Origin of the sequence: Hydrotalea sp. AMD (assembly GCF_004100315.1) — a bacterium.
Taxonomy (GTDB): Bacteria; Bacteroidota; Bacteroidia; order Chitinophagales; family Chitinophagaceae; genus Hydrotalea; species Hydrotalea flava.
In genome coordinates this window covers 225,212-247,891 of record NZ_SCKY01000002.1, presented here as the reverse complement: position 1 = coordinate 247,891, position 22,680 = coordinate 225,212, and the positions used below count along the sequence as shown (strand labels likewise).

Here is a 22,680-nt window from a genome sequence, read left to right as displayed (position 1 = left end):
TTGTTGAACAAAGCTATGAAAGCAGGATGTTGCATTCTTTCAATAATTTTTCTTTTTGAATAGCAGCGGTACCCACTTCTTCACAAACCAACCCACCGGCAATATTTGCCATGTCAGCTGCCAGGGCAATTTGACGGGTTGCTGCATATACCAGCGAGGCTACAGCAATTACGGTATCGCCGGCACCGCTAACATCTGCAATGTTGCGCACATGTGTAGGAATAATTTTAGATTCATTCCCATATTGATAAAAAACCCCTTTTTCGGAAAGTGTAACCAGTGAAATTTTGTGTGCTAAAATATTGGCTAATTCGGCATGTATTTTCTCCAAAACAGATTGGTTCACTTCTTCCAACAATAGGTTAAGCCCTTCTTTTACCTCTTTTAAATTAGGTTTAAAAATATCTACCCCTTTGAAGGATAAGAAGTTTTTCTTTTTAGGATCTACTGCTGTAAGCACATTATACTGCTTACAAAGTGCAATTGTTTTTTGAATAATTTTTGGAGTAAGTACTCCTTTGTTGTAATCTTCAAAAATGAGCACATTGGGTTGATGCTGCATAAAGTATTGCTCTACATTATGCAATAAAGCATTTTCAGTTGTTTCATCAATATCAGTAGCTACCTCGCAATCTAACCGCAGCATTTGCTGGTTACGGCTCATAATTCTGGTTTTATTGGTGGTAACCCGATTAGGTGCTGTTATAATAAAACCGGTATCAATCCCATTTTGACTGAGCAAACCGGTTAACAGTTTGCCATCATCATCATTGCCAATTACAGATAAAATTGTGGTGGGTGCACCCAGAGAAATGGTATTTAAAGCTACATTACCAGCACCACCAATACGCAATTCTCTTTTATCTAATGCTACAACAGGTACCGGTGCTTCAGGAGAAATACGATCTACATGACCCCACCAATAACTATCTAACATTATATCGCCAATTACGGCTACTTTAATTTCTGTAAAACGATGAAATAGTGCTTCGAAATTCATTTATTGATGCTTTGACTTTGTTGCGAGTGCAAGATAATACAAAGGAATACCTAAGAGTGCAAAAATTAATCCCGGCCAAGTATATTCTGATTTATAAATAATTAATAGTGTACAAAAAGTTAATCCCATTATGATATATAATACAGGTAAAACCGGGTAACCAAATGCACGGTAAGGCCTTTCTGCCGCAGGCATTTTTTTTCTGAGAATGAAAATGCCGATAATGGTTAACACATAAAAAATTACAACAACAAAAGAAACCATATCTAATAAATCGCCATACTTTCCGCTTAAGCATAGTATAGAAGCCATAGCACATTGTATCCATAATGCAAATTCGGGAACGGCTTTTTTGTTTAGCCGTGCTGTTTGTTTAAAAAACAAACCATCATTGGCCATTGTATAATAAACTCTTGCACCTGCCAAAATTAATCCGTTATTACAACCAAAAGTTGAAATCATAATCATCACTGCAATAATGATAGTTCCTATATTACCGAAAATAACATGTGAGGCAGCTACAGCAACCCGATCGTTTGCTGCTGAGGCAATGCTTTGCATGGGCAATAATCCGGTGTAAACAATATTGGTAGACACATAAACGATGGTTACCAACAAAGTTCCAAGAAACAGGCTTAAACCTATGTTCCGTTTAGGGTTTTTAATTTCCCCCGCAATAAAGGTTACATTGTTCCAGGCATCACTACTAAAAATAGAGCCTACCATGGCTGCGGCTATGGCACCCATTGCAGCGGCCATTCCGTAAGATTGGTATGAACCATCTTTGTTGAGGCGTTGCAAATGCCATGCATTTTCAGTCCAGTTCTTGTGCCAAACTTCAGGTTGTAAGGCCATCCATCCAAAAACAATTAAACCAAACAAACTCAATAATTTGGTTAAGGTAAAAGTTGTTTGAATGAATTTGCCGCTTTTAATGCCACGGGTATTGATATAAGTTAAAAGTACAATGATGGCAATTGATAAAATTTGTGCGGGAGAAATATGTAATGAACCGATGCTAAATAACACTATATCATCACCTACCTGCGGAATAAGATAAGCCGTGAATTTGGCAAATGCCACCCCAACGGCTGCAATGGTACCTGTTTGAATAATGGCAAAAAAACTCCATCCGTACAGGAATCCTATTAAAGGGTTGTAGGCTTCTTTTAGATAAACATATTGCCCGCCCGCCTTTGGGAACATACCACTTAACTCACCATAACTTACTGCAGCAATTAAAGTCATTAACCCGGTCAGTAACCAAACAACAATTAACCATCCGGCAGAACCTACATTTCGGGTAATATCTGCACTCACAATAAAAATACCGGAACCAATCATACTACCGGCTACAATCATGGTAGCATCTAATAAGCCTAAAGAGGGTTTAAAGGAGGTTGTACTCATAAAAAAAGTCCCTTATTGCATTTGGGACTTGAAGATAATGATTTGATGGTAAAAATTATTTTTTCTGACGATATTGTTCATTCAATCCTTTTACAATATCAGCAGTTATATTATAAGCTGTATCTTTATAATACATCATATCAGGTACATTCGAAAAAATATATGCATAACCTTTACTTTGATTATACTCTTTCAGGTAATCTTCAATTCGTTTTTTTACATCCTGTAATTTCTTGAAACTTTCATCCTGCATTTCCTGTTCCATTACCTGCCGCTTGTTTTTAAGATTTTTATCTAAATCCATAATTTCCTGTTGCCTGCTTGCTATCTCGGCCTGGCTTAATGCGTTCCCATTTTTTTGTAAATCCTGGTATTTATTGCGTAATGAATTCTCTAAACCCGATAATTCTTTGCCCATTTCCTGATCTTTGGCCATTAATGCACTTCTTACTTCTTTCAATAGAACATATTGATTTTGCAATGAATCCATTTCAAAATAAGCTATTTTAAAACCATTGGCGGGTACGGCTGTATTTGAATTTGAAACAGTTGTTACAAGATGATTTTTTTCAGTAAAATGTGCATACAATAAATAAGCAACTGCAAGTACTAAAATAGCATTAATGATAAGTAGAACATTTTTCATATTAAAATTTTAATTAAGTTAATTTTTTCATCAAATGTGCATAATAATGCCGGAAAATAATTGTAGGGGCATTCCATAAATGCATTTCTACAGAAATTGCAACGAATATACAGGCAATTAAAATATTCAAGAAAATTAGCAGTTACTTTTAAAAATTAATTAGGATTTAACGAACAAAAAAGCCTGCAATATTGAATCATCTCAAAAATTACAGGCTTATTATATATAAATTACAGAAACCGATAATGAATTAGATAAAGTTTATTCATCCTCATCAAAATTCATAGCTTCTCTTGCGGTAGCTAATACATCAAAGTCTTCTTTACTACCCACTATTAAATTTTCAAATTCGCGCTGTCCGGTACCGGCAGGTATTAAATGACCGGTAATTACGTTTTCTTTCAAACCAATCATTAAATCGGTTTTACCCTGAATGGCAGCCTGACTTAAAACTTTGGTGGTTTCCTGGAATGAAGCAGCTGAAATCCAACTCTTCACGCCCAGAGAGGCTTTGGTAATACCTAATAATACCGGTGTAGCAGTGGCTGGTTTTGCATCGCGTACCTCCACCAACTTTTTATCTGCACGGCGAAGGATAGAGTTTTCTTCTCTCAATTCACGCAGTGTAACAATTTGTCCAGCTCTTAATTTGGTACTTTCACCCGGATCTGTAACTACTTTCTTATCGAAGATGCGGTCATTTTCTTCAATAAATTCAAACCTGTCTTCTAAGTCTTCTTCTAAGAACTTCGTATCACCTGCATCTACAATTTCTACTTTCTTCATCATTTGGCGAACGATTACTTCAATGTGTTTATCATTAATATCCACACCTTGTAAACGATATACTTCCTGAATTTCATTTACAATGTATTCCTGAACTGCAAATGGTCCTTTGATGGTTAAAATATCATAGGGTGCAATTTGTCCGTCAGAAAGAGGTGCGCCTGCTTTTACAAAGTCGCCATCCTGTACTAAAATCTGGCGGGTTAATGGTACCAGATATTTCTTTACAATACCATCTTTTGCTTCTACAATGATTTCACGGTTACCGCGTTTTACGTTACCAAATGCTACCACTCCGTCTATTTCACAAACAATTGCAGGGTTTCCCGGATTTCTTGCTTCGAATAATTCGGTTACCCTTGGCAAACCACCGGTAATATCTCTTAATTTCCCTAATACACGTGGTATTTTTACCAGCACCTGACCTGCTTTTACCTCTTCGCCTTCTTCTATTGAAATATGGCTACCAACAGGTAAATTGTATTGACGCGTATCTTTACCTTCTACAATAATGGTAGGAATTTTGGTTTTATCTTTCGATTCAATAACCACTTTTTCGCGGTGGCCGGTTTGTTCGTCGGCTTCATCCCGATAAGTGTAACCATCAATAATATTTTCGAATTTAATTACTCCATTTTGTTCGGCAACAATTACGTTGTTAAATGGATCCCAAGTACAAATAACTTCACCTTTTTTCACCTGCTGACCATCTTTTACCATTAAAGTAGAACCATAAGGTATATTGTTGGTAATGAGTAAACGATCATTTTTTTCATCCATTAAACGCATTTCGCCGGTACGTCCAATTACAATATTCACTTTATTTCCTTCATTGTTTAAAGTGCTTACTGTTCTTAAACCATCAAAACGAACGGTACCATCAAATTTTGCCAATAAAGAAGATTCAATGGATGAGCTACCCGCAACACCACCTACGTGGAACGTACGAAGGGTTAACTGTGTACCGGGTTCACCAATTGACTGGGCAGCAATGATACCTACAGAATCGCCACGTTGTGCAATGTAACCTGTTGCCAGGTTTTTACCGTAGCATCGTACACATACGCCTTTCTTAGCCTCGCAGGTTAATACGGAGCGAATTTCTACGCTGTCTATTCCGGAATCTTCAATTTGTTTGGCCACATCATGGCTAATTTCTTCGCCTGCTTTTATAATCAATTCTTCAGTAACAGGATGCAACACATCGTGTAACGAGGTTCTACCTTCAATTCTATCTGATAATGGTTCAATAATATCTTCATTATCTTTTAATGCACTGATTGATATACCTCTTAAAGTTCCGCAATCATCTTCAGCTATTACCACATCCTGCGCCACGTCAACTAATCTGCGGGTCAAGTAACCGGCATCAGCAGTTTTAAGAGCAGTATCGGCTAAACCTTTACGGGCACCATGGGTAGAAATGAAGTAGTCTAATACGTTCAAACCTCCTTTAAAGTTAGACAGAATGGGGTTTTCAATAACTTCACTACCTGAGCTGCCACTTTTACGGGGTTTTGCCATCAATCCACGAATACCCACCAACTGTTTTACCTGTGTTTTTGAACCACGGGCACCGGAATCAAGCATCATGAAAACAGAATTAAATCCTTGCTTATCAGTAGCCATTTCACGAATAAGGGTTTCAGTAATCCGCATATCTACACGGCCCCAAATATCAATTACCTGGTTATAGCGTTCGTTATTGGTAATTAAACCCATATTATAACTTTCACGCACCTCATCTACTTCGGCTTTGGCACTTTCCAACAACTGGTCTCTTATTTCAGGTACAATCAGGTCGTTTACACTAAAGCTTAAACCTCCTTTAAAGGCCATGCGGAAACCAAGTGTTTTAATATCATCCAGAAACTTAGCTGTTTTTGGAATATTTGTTATTTTAATGATATTACCAATAATTTCCCGCAGGCTTTTTTTGGTTAATAACGCATTAATGTAACCTACCTCTTCCGGTACAAACTGATTGAATAAAACACGACCAACGGTAGTATCGATAATTTTCTTTTCTAATTTACCATCTGCATTGCGAACATGGGTTCGTAGTTTAATATTGGCATGTAAGTCAACACGTTTTTCGTTGTATGCAATAATTACTTCATCCATGTTGTAAAAAGTTTTTCCTTCACCTTTTACAATTTCAGTTTCTGTGCTCTTTTTACCTTTTGTGATGTAGTACAAACCAAGCACCATGTCCTGAGATGGAAGGGTAATGGCAGTACCATTTTGAGGGTTTAAAATATTGTGAGATGAGAGCATTAATAATTGTGCTTCCAGAATAGCAGCGCTACTTAATGGAACGTGCACAGCCATTTGGTCACCATCAAAGTCGGCGTTGAAAGCAGATGTTACCAATGGATGCAACTGAATGGCTTTTCCTTCAACCAAACGAGGCTGGAAGGCCTGAATGGATAAACGGTGTAATGTAGGGGCCCTGTTCAACAAAACCGGGTGGCCTTTTAGTATATTTTCAAGAATATCCCAAATAATAGCTTCTTTCTTATCTACTAATTTTTTAGCGGATTTTACCGTTTTAACAATGCCTCTTTCTATTAGCTTACGAATAATAAATGGTTTGAATAATTCGGCTGCCATATCTTTCGGCAAACCACATTCATGCATTTTTAATTCGGGACCTACCACAATTACAGAACGTCCGGAATAGTCAACACGCTTACCCAATAAGTTTTGGCGGAAACGACCTTGTTTACCTTTTAAAACATCACTCAATGATTTTAAAGCACGGCCTCCTTCTGCTTTAACGGCATTAGATTTTCGGCTATTATCAAAAAGTGAGTCAATGGCTTCCTGCAGCATTCTTTTTTCATTACGAAGAATTACTTCAGGTGCTTTAATTTCCAATAATCTTTTTAACCGGTTGTTACGGATAATAACACGACGATATAAATCATTTAAATCGGAAGATGCAAAACGACCACCATCCAAAGGCACCAATGGCCTTAATTCGGGAGGTATGACAGGTATATATTGCATCACCATCCACTCGGGGCGGTTGTTAATTCTTGAATTGGCATCTCTGAATGCTTCTACAACACTCAATCTTTTTAAGGCATCGGCTTTTCTTTGTTGCGATGTTTCATTGGCGGCAGCATTGCGGAGCGAAAAACTTAATTCATCTAAATCTAAGCGCGCCAATAAATCACTTACTGCCTCAGCGCCCATTTTAGCAATGAATTTATTGGGATCTTCATCAGGCAGCATTTGATTTTCTTTGGGCAATGCATCAATAATATCTAAATATTCTTCCTCAGATAACAAATCGCCTGCAGAAAGACTTTCTTTAATACCTCCCTGAATTACCACATATCTTTCATAATAAACAATACTTTCTAACTTTTTAGAACTCATTCCCAACAAATAACCAATTTTATTGGGTAAACTTTTAAAATACCAGATATGCACTACAGGTACCACTAATTTAATGTGGCCCATACGTTCGCGGCGTACTTTTTTCTCGGTTACTTCTACTCCACATCTGTCGCATACAATACCTTTATATCGAATACGCTTGTATTTTCCGCAGGCGCACTCATAATCTTTTACCGGCCCAAAAATTCTTTCGCAAAATAAACCATCTCTTTCAGGTTTATAGGTACGATAGTTAATGGTTTCGGGCTTTAATACTTCACCAAAACTTTTTTCCAGAATTGAATCCGGAGAAGCAAGACTAATGGTAATGGTTGAAAAGGTTGATTTCGGACGATTGTCTCTTTTGATGGCCATAGTACTATTTGCAATTTATTTAATTCCAGACGTCGAAATACCCCATTCTACAATAAAAAAAGCGGACAAAACAGCCATGCAGACTGCATTTACCCACTACGGCGTTAATTTTTTATGTAAAAAAAATTGGAATACTTCAAAATCATTAAGGGGGCAAAGGTAAGGACTGCTTTTTAAATAGAAAAAAGAAACCCTTAAAAATTTGGTTTTGAAAGATTTTGACAATTAAATGTGGCAAAAATCTCCTTTTTTAAATTACTGCTTGCATAGGTGCCACATTTTTTATTAGAAAATTTAGTATCCACAATTTTTTCTACACTTTTTATCGGGATTATGAAGTATAAAACTGTAAACATGATGAAAATCAGTATTTAAGCCAATTCATCAGGATATTTTTGTTTTTGAGTCCATTTAGCATGAACCTAACCATTAACGATAACAAAAATATTCAAACCCTGCAGTCGGAGTTTAATGCAATGTTCCCCTTTTTACGTTTAATGCTTACAAAAGCACAAACTGAAGGAGAAACATCCAGAAATATATCAGTGAAACAACCTTTTGATGAACATACAACCCTGCTTGCGTATAAAATTGCTCCGGATGCTGCCCCAATCACCATTTATCCTGAAATGACTGTTGCCGAACTGGAACACCAATTTGTACAGCAATATGGACTTGAACCCATTATTCTGCGAAAATCTGGTAAAGTTTGGATTGAAACCTCTATTACAGATGATTGGACTTTGGAAGAACAAAACACCCAGGGTGAATTAATTACCAGACAAATGAATGAGCGAAACAAACCCTCATAAACCGCTTAATTTCGCAAAGCCAATAATTTGGGATAATTTAAAATGGTAATTTTACTGGATTGAATTTCGATCAATTTTTCATCTTTTAAATCGCTGAGGGTTCTGATGGTGCTTTCCGTAGCAATGCCGGCTATGTTTGCCAAATCTTCTCTTGAAATTTGCATACTAAAGTTCTCGCCAGGTTTTTGTTGATATTTTTCCTGTAATGTTAATAATGCATCGGCTACTTTTTTACGGGCTGAATTGTAAGCCAATTTCAACAACTGCGCTTCCCGTTGTTGTACCTGATTAGAAAGCATTTGAATGAATTTTCTGGAAACCTCTGCATTTTTATACACCAGTTCATAAAAATCTGCCTTAGGTACCATACAAACCTGTGCTTCTTCCAGCACAACTGCACTATCTGCGTGCTTTGCATCCTCCAACAAAGCTATATACCCAAAATAATCACCATCTTTATACAGGCCGGTAATTAATTCTTTTCCATCATCGTTGGTTTTACAGGTTTTTATTTTACCACTTACTAATAAATAAAGCCCTTTTGGAAAACTTCCTTCTTTATAAATTTCTTCTTTCCTTTTATAAGAGCGTAATTCATTCTCTTCTGATAACCTTTTTAAACTATCAAACCCCCTTGCTGTTTGAATAAAACTGTTTAACCCCTCTACATTATTGGCATATTCCTGTTTAATTAAATCAGATTTTCTTAACCGACTTTCAATGGCATTTAACAATTCAATATCATCGAAGGGTTTGGTTAAATAATCATCGGCTCCCATTTCCATGCCTTTTCTAAAATCAGTTCGCTCGGCCTTGGCTGTTAAAAAAATGAAGGGTATGGCACTGGTTTTTTTATTTTTAGAAAGCAGGTGTAAAACGCCATACCCATCTAAAACCGGCATCATAATATCACATATTATTAAATCAAAATGTTCTTCCTCTGCCAAAGCAACACCTTCTTTTCCATTTTTTGCAGTTTTAACTGTATAATTAGCCAATTGCAAAATTTCAGCTGTATTTTCCCGCATATCGGGGTTATCTTCAATCAATAAAATTTTTTTACTCATTTTCTATAGTATTTGGTATAATAATGGTAAATGTGGTTCCATGTTCTATTTGGCTCTTAAAGGTAATATTACCTTGCATTAATTCTACATATCTTGCAATGATATTCAAACCTAAACCCGTACCCTGAATATTGGTGGCATTTTGAGCCCTGAAAAAACGGCCAAATAAATTGGGTTGATCTTCTTCGGGTATGCCCATGCCTTCATCTTTTACAACAATTGTCATGGCTGAATCGGTAATGGATAATGACAAATAAATATTCGTTTTTGCAGGTGAAAATTTAATGGCATTGGAAAGCAAATTCATGATGATGGTAGTAAAAATGTTTTGATCAATATATCCCAGCTCCTGCCCTTGATGCTGAAAATGTATTTGTTGTCCGGTTTTCAGAATGGGCCGAATTTCCTGAATAATGTGTTGAGAACACTGGGTCAAGTTAATCCAGTCTTTTTGAATGATAATTTTTCCTTCTTCAATTTTACTGATGGAGAGCATATCATTCAAAATATCTGTCATGTGATTGATGGCCGTTTTAATGCGCATGATATGTCTTTGCTGATTTTCCCTGTCGTTTAAAGTGCCATATTTTTCAACTAAATTGAGTGAGGATAAAATGGTCGCCAATGGAGTTCTGAATTCATGCGATGCCATAGAAACAAAGCGTGATTTTAATTCATTCACTTCTTTTTCTTTTTCTAGTAACTGGCTCAGTTCCGCTCTGGAATGCTCTAATTCATGTAACGCTTCTTCTAAAATTAACGTTCGGTGGCGTACCCTTTTTTCTAATTCAGCAGTTAATTTTTCTAACTCCTCTTTTTGTTTACGCAAAGTGGCCTCCGTTTGTTTGCGTAAAGTATTGTCAATAATAAATGCAATTACAAAATTGCCTTCTGCTGTTTTAAAGGGGCTTAAACTCACTTCTACCGGAAACTCAGAACCATCTTTTCGTAATGCATATAAATCCATACCAATACCCATATTACGGGCATGCGGATTTTGAGAATACTTGGTTCGGTAATGGTGATGCGTGTGTTCATACCTTTTGGGAATCAGTTGCTCCAACTGCGTGTGCAATAAAGTGCCGGGTTCATAACCAAACAAACGCTCAGCAGCAGGATTGGCCATGGTTAATTTACCTTGCTCATTTACTACAATAATTCCTTCGGTAGCATAAGTAAAAAGCGCACTAAATTCTTCCTTATTGGGCATCGTTATTGGTTTTGTAAACAGAATTATTTTTGTGTTTTAATGAGGCAGGAGTTTTTCTGCCCTGCAAAAATTTTTTGCGCCTAACCTCCTGCACCGGAACCCCTTCAATTTTGCTTTCGAGCCACCCTATAATATCCAAATACATAAATGAGCGACTTTCTAACGGATGGCCTTCTAATTGTTCTAATTTTTCTTTTAAACTTTTAAATGCCGGTAATAATTTTTGTGGCGAAAGTGAAAAAGATTTTCGGATAAATTTAAATATCTCTTCTTCAACCGTACTTAAATTTTTCATTTTTGCCATGAACCGGTATACCGATTTTATCAGATATTCCAACAAACTATCATTGCCTAATTCGTAGTGTGCAATCAGGTGCAGCAGGCGGGCATAGCATTGCAAGTCGGTTCGTAAATCAACTTTCCAATTAATAATCTTATTTAAATAATCAATAGCCTGCTCATTATCGCCGCTGCCAAAATATAAACAGGCAATTTTATAATAAAACACCAATGTGCGGTGGCGGTCTAAATGCAGGCGATATTCTTCTAAATGCTGAATGATTTCCGGTACCAGTAGTAACCCTTCTGTAAAAGTACCTTCTAAAAAATGTTTGTTGATGCGAGCCGTATTTAAATACACAAAAGTCTGTATGCGAACATTATCATTAATATTTCCTAAAGGTGATGTCGCAAAAGCTTCAAACCGGGCCAGATACTCATTAAATTTTTCAAAATTATTTAAATTAAACTGGGCGCCCAGTAAATTATGCATACCGCGAATATACTGGCCGGTTTCAATGCGTTTCATGTATTCATTTTCTTCGAATAATGATACCCATTTTTGGGTATAGCGATAGTACATCAGCAAATCTTGCAGAATAAACCCATACCAGCAATATGATTGATAGAGGTATAATTTTTCATAAAACCCAAGTTGCGCTGCATTACAGGCAGGTAAATTGGATTCAAAAAAAACTTTAACCGCATGCACATCTCTTTTATCTCTGGCATGGCCATTTTGAATATACCAACTATATAACTCCAATGCCAGGTTAGATAATTTGCCGGTTAAATAAAGTTGTTGATGAACCGCATCAGATTCTGCACTCAATGCCTCTGCCCGGTTTTCCATACTTCGGGTAATGTGCATTGATTCAATTTTCTTCTCGAATTGAATGGCCAGCAACTGATAGGCATGTTGCTGTTGAGTGGCTGCCGTTTCTTTTAATTTTTCAAGCAGTTTTAAACTTTGCAGGTAAAGCCCTTTGTTGTATAATATCCGGGCAAAATCTAACTGTTCATGAGCGTACATATCAATATTATCCGCCTGTTGAATCAACCGCAGGCTTGATAATAGTTCGCGGTATAAATGTGCCTTAATATTGGAAAGTTGTTGTTTTTTGATACCGGGATTTCTTTGCAGTAACTGCCCTTCATCATAATCTTTCATCTTATCCAAAGCATCAAATAACTGCACTATTTTCAAATCTTCACCCGATGCATTCCGTTTTACATATAATTTAAAATTACGTTTTTCGCCTTTTTCAAGCGACTTAATAAGCTGGAACAGCATGTCGGTACTTCGGTTAGGCATCGTAATTATATGAATTGAAAATGTTTACCGGTAAAGGGTTTGGGCAAAATTAGCACAATTTAAGCAGCGTAAAATACACTTCATTTTGTTGCCCAACACCTTTTTATATTGGATACATTCGATGTTACGTAAAAATACGGCTGGTTTTTCGTATTAAAAGCAATAACCGAATAACAAATTTTACATGAGCCAAAAAGTAAATATATTTGATACTACCCTAAGAGATGGCGAGCAGGTACCCGGTTGTAAACTGAATACTACCGAAAAAATTGAACTGGCTCTGGCCATTGAACAATTGGGTGTTGATGTAATTGAAGCCGGATTTCCCATTTCTTCGCCCGGCGATTTTTTTTCAGTTCAGGAAATTGCCAAAATCATTACCCGAGCTACCGTTTGTGGTTTAAGCAGGGCAGTTAAAAAAGACATTGAAGTAGCAGCAGAGGCATTAAAACATGCAAAAATGCCCCGCATCCACACCGGTATTGGTACATCTGATTACCATATAATAGGGAAATTTAACTCAAACAGAGAAGATATTTTAGAAAGAGCGGTACAATGCGTAAAATGGGCAAAAAAATTTGTAGATGATGTTGAATTTTATGCTGAAGATGCCGGCAGAACAGATAATGAATATTTAGCCCGTGTAGTGGAAGCAGTAATTAAAGCAGGCGCCACCGTTATTAATATCCCTGATACCACCGGCTATTGCCTACCCAGCCAGTACGGTGCCAAAATTGCTTTCCTGAAAAATAATGTTCCCAATATTGATAAGGCCATTCTCTCCTGCCACTGCCATAACGATTTGGGATTGGCTACTGCCAATTCAATTGAAGGTGTGATAAATGGTGCCCAACAAATAGAATGTACTATTAATGGTTTAGGCGAAAGAGCAGGAAATACCTCATTAGAAGAAGTAGTGATGATTATACAACAACACAAAGATTTAGGTTTTTATACCAACATACAAAGCCAGCAATTAAATCCCATTAGCCGATTGGTGAGCGATACCATGCGTATGCCGGTACAGCCCAATAAAGCAATAGTAGGTGCCAATGCATTTTCACATTCGTCCGGTATTCATCAGGATGGATTTTTAAAGAGCGCTATTACTTATGAAATCATCAACCCAAAAGATGTGGGTGCAGATATTTCTAAAATTGTGTTAACAGCCCGAAGCGGACGAAGTGCTTTGGCTTATCGGTTAAAAAATTTAGGTTATGAATGCACCCGTAATGATATTGATGTTTTATATGAAAAATTTTTACAAATAGCTGATCAGAAAAAAGAAGTTGGCGATGATGATTTGCATGCAATGGCCAAACAACATCAAAACATAGAAGCATAGTATGAATGTAGCACCCGCAATACAGGTTAAACATTTACAAATAAAACAATATGGTAAAACCATTTTGCAGGATGTGTCTTTTACTTTAAATAGTGGTGAGCATTTGTTGATTACCGGTGCTGCAAGTGCAGGAAAAACGACATTGGGAAAAGCCATTGCAGGAAAAATTTTTTACAAAGGAAACATTGACATTAACAATAGCAATCATACACCTGACCAGGCACAAATTGTAATGATTGAAGATACGCATCGGTGGAAAAATTTAACCAACCAATCACAATTTTATTACCAGCAACGCTTCAATAGTTGCGATGCAACAGACAGCATTACTGTTGAAGCCGATTTACTGCAACATTTGCAACAATTTGGTATTTCAGATACAGAAGCACTGTATTTAAATTATTGCCAACAATTTAATTTACTGCACCGCTTACAAACACCACTTATTCAATTATCGAATGGTGAACAAAAAAAACTGCAAATTATTAAAGCACTGCTGCAGCAACCGCAGTTATTGATTGCAGATAATATTATGACCGGATTAGATGTTGCAGCCAAAGAAACCCTGTTACAAATATTGCAACACCTGGGCAGGAATGGAACCACACTGATTTTTATTACTTCCGGAACACTTTGGCCCGATGTTATTACGCATGTATTAACACTTGAATTGAACGGAATTTATGCGTTTTTAAAAAAATCTGAATACCAAATTAAAAATACATATACTACACCGTTACCCAGATTTATGAATGTAACAAAGCCAATTGAAAAACAGACAGCTTTGGCGCATTCAATGATTGAAATAAAAAATACTACCATTCAATATGGTTCAAAAAAAATATTGGATAATATTAACTGGCAGGTTCATAGTGGCGAAAAATGGCTGATTCAAGGACATAATGGTGCCGGCAAATCAACTTTATTAAGCCTAATAACAGGAGATAATCCACAGGCCTATGCCAATCAAATTAAAATATTTGGAAAACAAAGAGGCAAGGGTGAAAGCATTTGGGATATAAAAAAAAGAATTGGCTACATCTCTCCGGAATTACATAAATATTTTGACACAGATATATCCGTTGAAAAAACCATAGCATCTGGCTTTTTTGATACAATGGGTGTATATAAAAAGCTAACGGATGATCAGCAAATTGCAATAAGCGCAATTATGCAACAGTTTCATCTGAACGAATACAGCCAACAAAAACTGGGTGCATTATCATTGGGTTTACAACGCTGGGTATTATTGGCAAGAGCATTGGTAAAAAGTCCGCCTTTATTGATTTTAGATGAACCCTGTCAGGGATTGGATGAAGCACACATTCAATATTTCCTGTCAACCATACAACAAATTGTAGCAACCAATCACACCACTTTAATCTATGTTACACATGTTGAAAATGAAATTCCTGAAGGAATTGATTTTGTGTTACAGCTACAGCAAGGCAAACAATTCATTCATCAACATATAGCTGGCAAAGTATCAACTTCAACAAAGCAACCAGAAACGATTGAATCCATTATCTGTGAAAACAATTAAAACGGAATGTATGAAAAAGAATATAGTTATTATAAATGGAGACGGAATTGGCCCAGAAGTAACTGCACAGGCCGTTCGTGTATTACAAGCTATTGCAGAAAAATTTAACCATGAATGGCATTTTACCGAATGTTTAATGGGTGCAATAGCCATCGATAAAACAGGGGATCCTTTACCCGATGTAACGATTGAAGCCTGTTTAAACAGTGATGGAATTTTATTTGGTGCAATTGGTGATCCTAAGTATGATAATAATCCCTCAGCAACCGTTCGTCCTGAACAGGGTTTATTGAAATTAAGAAAAGCATTACAGTTGTTTGCAAATGTGCGCCCTGTTACAACGTACCCGTCTTTACATTATCTGTCACCCTTAAAAGAAAAACAATTACAAAACGTTGACTTTGTAATTTACCGCGAATTAACAGGTGGTATTTATTTTGGAAAAAAAGAATTAAACGAGGAAAAAACTCAGGCTATTGACGAATGTATTTATACAACAAATGAAATAGAACGCATTGCCCACAGTGCATTTAAAGCTGCAGAACAAAGAAGAAAAAAATTAACATTGGTTGACAAAGCAAATGTGCTGGAAACATCAAGGCTTTGGAGAAAAGTAGTGCAAGATGTTGCTAAAAATTATCCGGAAGTAGAGGTGAACTATTTATTTGTAGATAATGCTGCCATGCAAATCATCTTGAATCCTGCACAATTTGATGTAATACTTACCGAAAATATGTTTGGCGATATTTTAAGTGATGAAGCAAGTGTGTTAAGTGGTTCTTTAGGATTATTGCCCTCCGCTTCTTTCGGGTTAAGTACTGCTTTATTTGAGCCCATTCATGGTTCCTACCCACAAGCCGCAGGTAAAGACATTGCTAATCCGCTTGGAGCTATTCTTTCTGCTGCCATGATGTTAGATTATTTTGGTTTAGGGAATGAAGCCGCCATTGTTCGTGCCGGTGTAAGCTGGACACTCAATAACAAATTTGTTACAAAAGATATAGATCCAATTAATTTTTATTTCACATCAACGATAGGAGAATTAATATGCGATTTTATTGCAAGCAATAACAATTTTGAAGACATCAATCATAAAAATATTGAGTTGCGCAAGTCTACCATTATTTAATGCCAACTTGTTCAACTCAAAAAAAGTTCTTTGTTCTTAAGCATACAACAGGTATATTTGTTCTAAACACAAAAACGTTGAAGAACAAATTTTATAATACAATTTCTTTTCGTCTGTTTGTATTAACAGCAGCGATAGTTATTGTCATTATTCTGCCTGTCTTTAGAGGGGGGTAAGTTGATTTGTTCTAACCTATAAACAAATTTGACCCGCCTCTAAAAATGGCGGGTTTTTTATTTCATACAACAAAAACAAACACATGTATTACAACGAAAATACTTTTATTTATTTAAATGGCAGCTATGTAAAAGCAGCCGATGCAACTACAGATTTATATGGCCAGACATTGCATTATGGTTATGGTGTTTTTGAGGGAATACGCTCTTATAAAACAATTGCAGGCACAACAAAAATATTTAAGCCTGAAGCCCATTTTCATCGGTTACAACAATCTGCAAAAGCACTAAATCTGCCTTATCATTATACTGTTGAAGAATTAATTGAAGCCACATATAAAGTGTTAGCACTAAATGAATTGCAAGACGCATATATACGTCCGTTAGTTTATGCACCTGCCAATATGAGCTTTGTACAAAATACTACTTCATATATTGTTATTGAAGCTTGGAAAATGGAACCATTTTTAGGTGATAGAATGTTACGTGTGGTAACATCTTCTTTTGAAAGACCTAATCCTAAAGCATTTCACATTCATGCCAAAGCAACCGGCCATTATGTAAATTCTATCTTAGCCAGTCAGGAGGCAAAGCAAAAAGGATACGATGAAGCCTTGTTATTAGATATGCATGGTTATGTTGCAGAAGCACCTGGCGCAAATGTTTTTTTTGAAAAGAACGGCACCCTCTTTACACCAAAATTGGGAAATATTTTACCCGGTATAACCCGTGCAACCATATTGGAATTGTGCAACGAATTAAACATTCCGGTGAAAGAAATACAATTTAAAATTGAAGATATGTTCCATGCAGATGCAGCTTTCTTCTGCGGAACTGCTGCCGAAGTAATTGGTATTGCATCATTAGATGATAAGCCCTTTGTAAAACCCTGGGCCGAAACAATCAGCAAACTCATTCAAACTTCTTATAAAAACTTAATTACTGAAAACAAAAGAACACTTTTAAACGAAGTGTTAGGAACCGAATAATTAATTCACCACCATCATTCTACAACTTTAATTTTATGCCGAACGAATTAAATAAGTACAGTAAAACACTTACAAAAGACGAAACACAACCTGCAGCGCAGGCCATGTATTATGCTATTGGTTTTAAAGAAGAAGATTTTAATAAAGCACAAATTGGCATAGCAAGTATGGGATGGGACGGAAACCCCTGCAACATGCATTTAAATGATCTGGCTACAGCAGTTAAAAAAAGTGTTGATCATACAGATGGTTTATTAGGGCTACGATTTTATACCATCGGTGTAAGTGATGGTATTAGTATGGGAACTGAGGGTATGCGTTACTCGCTGGTTAGCAGAGATTTAATTGCAGACAGTATTGAAACCAATGCAGGTGCCCAATATTATGATGGTTTGATTACCATTCCGGGATGCGATAAAAATATGCCAGGCTCTATCATGGCAATGGGCCGTTTAAACAGACCCGGTATTATGATTTATGGTGGCACCATTGCCCCCGGACATTACAAAGGAGAAGATTTAAATATTGTTTCTGCTTTTGAAGCATTGGGACAAAAAATTGCCGGTAAATTAAATGAAGGTGATTTTAAAGGTATTATTCAACATGCCTGCCCGGGTGCAGGTGCTTGTGGTGGTATGTATACCGCTAATACCATGGCAACTGCCATTGAAGCATTGGGTATGAGCCTTCCTTTTTCCTCTTCCAATCCTGCATTAAGTAAAGAAAAACAAAAAGAATGTGAGGAAGCAGGTAAAGCCATCAAATTATTACTGGAAAAAGATATTAAACCAAGAGATATTATGACACGTGAGGCTTTCGAAAATGCCATCACCGTTGTTATGATTATGGGAGGCAGTACCAATGCAGTATTACATTTAATTGCCATGGCCAAAAGTGTAGGCATAGCATTGAACATTAATGACTTTCAAAAAATTAGCAATAAAGTTCCGGTACTTGCCGACTTTAAGCCCAGCGGTAAATATTTAATGGAAGATTTACATCAGTATGGCGGTCTTCCTGCAGTAATGAAATATTTATTGAAAAAAGGGTTACTGAACGGTCAATGCCTTACCGTTACAGGAAAAACTGTTGCTGAAAATGTTGCAACAGCTCCTGATCTTGATTTTAACCAACAACAGGTTATTAAACCTGTTGAACAACCCATTAAAGCAACCGGACATTTACAAATTTTATTTGGCAATTTGGCCACTGAAGGTGCCGTTGCAAAAATAAGTGGTAAAGAAGGAACACATTTTAAAGGTACAGCAAGAGTATTTGATGGTGAACATGACTTTATAAAAGGCATTGAAAATAATTTAATTAAACCGGGTGATGTTGTCGTTATACGCTATATAGGCCCGAAAGGTGCACCCGGCATGCCCGAAATGCTAAAACCAACCAGTGCCATCATTGGTGCAGGCTTAGGTAAAAGTGTGGCATTAATTACTGACGGGCGTTTCAGTGGCGGTACACATGGCTTTGTAGTAGGCCATATTACCCCCGAAGCATTTGCAGGAGGCCTATTATCACTGGTTGAAAATGATGATATTATTGAAATTGATGCAATAAAAAACACCATCAATCTGTTGGTAGATAACAGCATTATTGAAGCCAGAAAATTAAAATGGAAACGTCCTGCTTTAAAAGCAACCAATGGCGTTTTATATAAATACGCTCAGTTGGTAACCTCCGCATCTGAAGGCTGCGTTACCGACGAAAAACCATATCAATCATAATTAAAATTATTTTATGGAAACAACACTTACAGCACCTAAAAATATTGCAGCATCCACTCCTGGTAATACCACTAATATTTCCGGATCACAAGCAGTATTAGAAGCCTTTATGGCAGAAGGCGTTGATACCATATTTGGTTACCCCGGTGGCGCAATTATGCCAATTTATGATGCATTGTATGATTATAATAATGAACTAACACACATACTCGTAAGGCACGAACAAGGAGCCATTCACGCTGCACAAGGCTATGCACGCAGTTCTGGTAAAACAGGTGTAGTGTTTGCAACCAGCGGACCGGGTGCTACAAATCTGGTAACAGGATTGGCTGATGCAATGATAGATAGTACACCGTTGGTTTGTGTAACCGGCCAAGTTTTTGCACACTTATTAGGTACCGATGCATTTCAGGAAGTAGATGTAATTAACATTACTACACCCATTACAAAATGGAATTACCAAATTACCGATGCTACTGAAATACCGCATATTTTAGCAAAAGCATTTTACATTGCCAGAACAGGAAGACCCGGCCCGGTATTGATAGACATAACCAAAAATGCACAGTTGCAAAAATTTGATTATGAAGGCTACAAAAAATGCGAACATATTAGAAGCTATAGGCCTAAACCCTTTGTTAGAAAAGAATACATTGAACAAGCTGCACAACTCATTAACGAAGCCAAAAAACCTTTTGTACTATTTGGGCAGGGCGTTATTTTAGGTAGAGCTGAAAATGAATTCAAAGCATTTATAGAAAAAGCCAATCTGCCCGCTGCATGGACGCTTTTAGGGTTGAGCGCGCTGCCAACAGACCATCCGTTAAACGTTGGAATGCTTGGCATGCACGGTAATTATGGCCCCAATGTATTAACCAATGAATGCGATATACTCATTGCCGTGGGTATGCGATTCGATGACAGGGTAACCGGCCGTTTAGACAAATATGCCAAACAAGCCAAAATAATACACTTAGATATTGACCCCGCAGAAATAGACAAAAACGTGCAAACAACAGTACCGGTTTGGGGCGATTGCAAAGAAACGCTCCCCATGCTCACTAAATTATTGCAACCCAATCAAAATAAAGAGTGGATTGAAAAGTTTAGTGCTTTTGCCCAAAAAGAATACGACATAGTAATACATGAAGAACTGAACCCAAGTACCGAAATTATGACAATGGGTGAAGTAATTAAAACATTGAATGAGTTAACCAACGGTAATGCCATTATTGTTACCGATGTAGGCCAACACCAAATGGTTGCATGCCGTTATGCAAAATTCAATCAGTCAAAAAGCAATATCACTTCCGGAGGAGCCGGCACTATGGGATTTGGATTGCCCGCTGCCATTGGTGCAAAATTTGGCGCACCCAACCGAACAGTTGTGGCAATTATTGGCGATGGGGGCTTTCAAATGACCTTACAGGAACTGGGTACCATTATGCAATTTAACGTAGATGTAAAAATACTCATACTGAATAACCGGTTTTTAGGAATGGTTCGCCAATGGCAACAATTATTCAATGACAAACGCTACTCATTTGTTGATATTACCAGTCCCGATTTTGTACAATTAGCCAAAGCTTATCGAATAGAGGCAAATAGTATTGATAAAAGAACAGATTTAAAAAATGCATTACAAACCATGTTGAACCATAACGGTAGTTATTTATTAGAAGTGATGGTTGGAAAAGAAAATAATGTTTTCCCAATGGTACCGCAAGGTTGCAGCGTTGCAGAAATCAGGTTACAATAAATGCAATTGATTCAAATTATAACATTAACAACATGAAACAGGAATTTACCATTACCGTATATACCGAAAATCAAATCGGGCTTTTAAACAGAATTGCCATCATTTTTTCGCGTAGAAAAATAAATATTGAAAGCCTGAATACTTCTCCTTCCGAATCAGAAGGTATACATCGGTTTACCATTGTCATTAATGAAACAGAAGAAATTGTAAGAAAATTATGCCGCCAAATAGAGAAACAGGTAGAAGTTTTAAAAGCTTATTACAATACAGAAGATGAAATAGTATGGCAGGAATTGGCCATGTACAAAGTATCTACGGAAGCCATTGCAGAAAAAGTAAAAGTAGAAAGGTTATTAAGAGAATATGGCGCCAGAGCCGTTGTAATTAGAAAAGATTATACCGTTTTTGAAACTTCCGGTCATCGCGAAGAAACCGATCGGTTAGTAAAATTTTTAGAACCCTACGGTTTAATAGAATTTGTAAGAAGTGCAAGAGTAGCCATCATCAAATCAAGCCATGGCTTTCATGAAAAATTAAAAGAATTTGAACAAACAGAACCTGGTGAGGAAGTAATAGAAAATGAATACCTCAGTAAACAGGCAGAAGTATTTACTATGTAATTTATAATTGTAAACAACCAACTTTAAAAATCAAAAATTAGCAAAATGGCAAAATTGAATTTCGGCGGCGTTGAAGAAAACGTAGTAACCCGTGAAGAATTTCCATTATCAAAAGCACAGGAAGTATTAAAAAATGAAACTGTTGCTGTAATTGGTTATGGCGTTCAAGGACCCGGACAGGCTTTAAACCAAAGAGATAATGGTATTAATGTTATTGTAGGGCAACGTAAAAGCTCTAAAACATGGGATAAAGCCATTGCCGATGGCTTTGTACCCGGCGAAACTTTATTTGAAATTGAAGAAGCACTGCAAAGAGGTACCATTATTTGTTACCTGTTAAGCGATGCTGCGCAAATAGCATTGTGGCCAACCGTAAAAAAACACCTTACACCCGGTAAAGCACTTTATTTTTCGCATGGCTTTGGCATTACATTCAATGAACAAACCGGCATCATACCTCCAAAAGATGTAGATGTATTTTTAGTTGCACCAAAAGGTTCCGGTACTTCATTAAGAAGAATGTTTTTACAAGGCCGTGGCTTAAACAGCAGCTATGCTATTTATCAGGATGCTACCGGTAAAGCGAAAGACAGAGTAATTGCATTAGGCATTGCCGTAGGAAGTGGCTATCTGTTCGAAACAGATTTCAGAAAAGAAGTATTCAGCGATTTAACCGGCGAACGGGGTACATTAATGGGTGCTATACAGGGAATATTTGCTGCCCAATACCAGGTACTACGCGATAAAGGTCATTCACCCAGCGAAGCTTTTAATGAAACAGTAGAAGAGCTTACACAAAGCCTTATGCCGTTGGTTGCTGAAAATGGTATGGATTGGATGTATGCCAATTGCTCTACTACAGCTCAAAGAGGTGCATTAGACTGGTGGAAGAAATTCAGAGATGCCACAGCTCCTGTATTTAAAGAATTATATGAAAGTGTTGCAAGCGGAAAAGAATCTCAGCGTTCTATTGACCTGAATAGCCAACCCGATTACCGCGAAAAATTAGAAGTTGAATTGAAAGAATTAAGAGAAAGTGAAATGTGGCAAGCAGGAAAAACAGTGCGCAGTTTAAGACCCGAAAATCAAAAATAAA

General features: G+C 37.0%; 16 protein-coding genes. 9 read left to right on the top strand and 7 right to left on the bottom strand.

The features are described 5' to 3' along the window. Nucleotides 1-13: 13 nt before the first annotated feature. The 4 genes from EO766_RS02800 to rpoC all read right to left on the bottom strand — a co-directional run bounded on the left by EO766_RS02800 (nt 14) and on the right by rpoC (nt 7,604). A complete protein-coding gene (locus EO766_RS02800) occupies nt 14-1,000 on the bottom strand; it encodes a bifunctional heptose 7-phosphate kinase/heptose 1-phosphate adenyltransferase (RefSeq protein ID WP_074418273.1) in 987 nt (328 codons plus the stop codon). Beyond that, nucleotides 1,001-2,410: an APC family permease gene (locus EO766_RS02795; RefSeq protein ID WP_074418274.1), complete on the bottom strand. Its 1,410-nt coding sequence runs from the start codon at nt 2,408-2,410 to the stop codon at nt 1,001-1,003. A 55-nt stretch (nt 2,411-2,465) separates the two neighbouring features. Continuing rightward, a complete protein-coding gene (locus tag EO766_RS02790) occupies nt 2,466-3,056 on the bottom strand; it encodes an OmpH/Skp family outer membrane protein (protein WP_074418275.1) in 591 nt (196 codons plus the stop codon). A gap of 261 nt (nt 3,057-3,317) precedes the next feature. Then, entirely contained in the window at nt 3,318-7,604 is a 4,287-nt protein-coding gene (rpoC, locus tag EO766_RS02785; protein ID WP_074419976.1) for a DNA-directed RNA polymerase subunit beta', read from the bottom strand. A 401-nt stretch (nt 7,605-8,005) separates the two neighbouring features. Here rpoC and EO766_RS02780 point away from each other — a divergent pair, with 401 nt between their 5' ends. Then, nucleotides 8,006-8,416 (top strand): hypothetical protein, encoded by a 411-nt coding sequence (locus EO766_RS02780; protein WP_287100663.1) that lies wholly within the window; start codon nt 8,006-8,008, stop codon nt 8,414-8,416. Nucleotides 8,417-8,421: 5 nt separating this feature from the next. Here EO766_RS02780 and EO766_RS02775 read toward each other — a convergent pair whose 3' ends face one another. Genes EO766_RS02775 through EO766_RS02765 form a run of 3 tightly spaced genes read right to left on the bottom strand, consistent with a single transcriptional unit; the run spans nt 8,422 to nt 12,287 of the window. Continuing rightward, nucleotides 8,422-9,483, bottom strand: a complete 1,062-nt coding sequence (locus tag EO766_RS02775) for a response regulator (protein WP_074419978.1) — start codon at nt 9,481-9,483, stop codon at nt 8,422-8,424. Next, nucleotides 9,476-10,693: a PAS domain-containing sensor histidine kinase gene (locus tag EO766_RS02770; protein ID WP_074419979.1), complete on the bottom strand. Its 1,218-nt coding sequence runs from the start codon at nt 10,691-10,693 to the stop codon at nt 9,476-9,478. Before EO766_RS02770 ends, EO766_RS02775 begins: the two co-directional genes overlap by 8 nt. Next, nucleotides 10,683-12,287 carry a hypothetical protein gene (locus EO766_RS02765; RefSeq protein WP_074419980.1) on the bottom strand — a complete coding sequence of 535 codons (1,605 nt, stop codon included), beginning with the start codon at nt 12,285-12,287 and terminating at the stop codon, nt 10,683-10,685. Before EO766_RS02765 ends, EO766_RS02770 begins: the two co-directional genes overlap by 11 nt. A 184-nt stretch (nt 12,288-12,471) precedes the next feature. Between EO766_RS02765 and EO766_RS02760 the strand changes: the two genes are divergently transcribed. The 8 genes from EO766_RS02760 (at nt 12,472) to ilvC (ending at nt 22,679) form a co-directional block, all read left to right on the top strand. Next, nucleotides 12,472-13,632, top strand: coding sequence for a 2-isopropylmalate synthase (locus EO766_RS02760; RefSeq protein ID WP_074419981.1), 1,161 nt, complete (start codon nt 12,472-12,474; stop codon nt 13,630-13,632). Nucleotide 13,633: 1 nt separating this feature from the next. Further along, nucleotides 13,634-15,175, top strand: a complete 1,542-nt coding sequence (locus EO766_RS02755; protein WP_074419982.1) for an ATP-binding cassette domain-containing protein — start codon at nt 13,634-13,636, stop codon at nt 15,173-15,175. Between the two features lie 10 nt (nt 15,176-15,185). Next, nucleotides 15,186-16,304 carry a 3-isopropylmalate dehydrogenase gene (gene leuB / locus EO766_RS02750; RefSeq protein WP_074419986.1) on the top strand — a complete coding sequence of 373 codons (1,119 nt, stop codon included), beginning with the start codon at nt 15,186-15,188 and terminating at the stop codon, nt 16,302-16,304. 259 nt (nt 16,305-16,563) lie between these two features. Continuing rightward, nucleotides 16,564-17,469, top strand: a complete 906-nt coding sequence (locus tag EO766_RS02745) for a branched-chain amino acid transaminase (protein WP_074419983.1) — start codon at nt 16,564-16,566, stop codon at nt 17,467-17,469. A gap of 35 nt (nt 17,470-17,504) precedes the next feature. Continuing rightward, nucleotides 17,505-19,205: a dihydroxy-acid dehydratase gene (gene ilvD, locus EO766_RS02740; RefSeq protein WP_074419984.1), complete on the top strand. Its 1,701-nt coding sequence runs from the start codon at nt 17,505-17,507 to the stop codon at nt 19,203-19,205. A gap of 13 nt (nt 19,206-19,218) precedes the next feature. Next, the gene (gene ilvB, locus EO766_RS02735) at nt 19,219-20,964 is read left to right on the top strand and encodes a biosynthetic-type acetolactate synthase large subunit (protein WP_074419985.1); all 1,746 of its coding nucleotides are present in this window, start codon (nt 19,219-19,221) and stop codon (nt 20,962-20,964) included. A 32-nt stretch (nt 20,965-20,996) separates the two neighbouring features. Beyond that, the gene (gene ilvN / locus EO766_RS02730) at nt 20,997-21,584 is read left to right on the top strand and encodes an acetolactate synthase small subunit (RefSeq protein WP_081301281.1); all 588 of its coding nucleotides are present in this window, start codon (nt 20,997-20,999) and stop codon (nt 21,582-21,584) included. A 45-nt stretch (nt 21,585-21,629) separates the two neighbouring features. Beyond that, entirely contained in the window at nt 21,630-22,679 is a 1,050-nt protein-coding gene (ilvC, locus tag EO766_RS02725; protein WP_068246779.1) for a ketol-acid reductoisomerase, read from the top strand. Nucleotide 22,680: the final 1 nt, after the last annotated feature.